Raw genomic sequence first — 315 nt, 5'->3', positions numbered from 1 at the left:
CCAGTCGCGGCGGCCGACATGCAACAGCAGCAGGCGCGGAAAGCCGCGAGTCTGGTCACCCGGTGCCACCGCCAGCAGCAGCTCCAGGGCAATGCAGGGCTGGAGCTGGCCGCGTACCGGGACGATGCCGCGGAGCAGCGGCGAACGCCGGTGAGGAACGCGGTGTACGGCGGTGGGTTCGGTGGCGGTCACCAGGCAACTGCCCGGCAGCCCCAGCCATTCGGCGCCCAGACGAAAGACCAGGGCGCTGGCCGAGCGCGCCTGGCGGTCGTCCAGGGGTTCGGCATAGTGCTCGGCCCAGGCGGCGCGCTCCCG

Annotated in this window: 1 protein-coding gene; it reads right to left on the bottom strand. The window is 73.0% G+C overall.

The genetic code is table 11. From position 1 onward, the window contains the following. A partial coding sequence (locus tag FS767_RS21935) for a chemotaxis protein CheW (protein ID WP_178102773.1) occupies positions 1–315 on the bottom strand: 315 nt, incomplete at both ends.

The organism is Pseudomonas sp. DE0010 (genome assembly GCF_007680745.1).
GTDB classification, from domain to species: Bacteria; Pseudomonadota; Gammaproteobacteria; order Pseudomonadales; family Pseudomonadaceae; genus Aquipseudomonas; species Aquipseudomonas parafulva_B.
The sequence above is the reverse complement of the archived record's forward strand: the minus strand, read 5'-3'. Positions and strand labels throughout refer to the sequence as shown.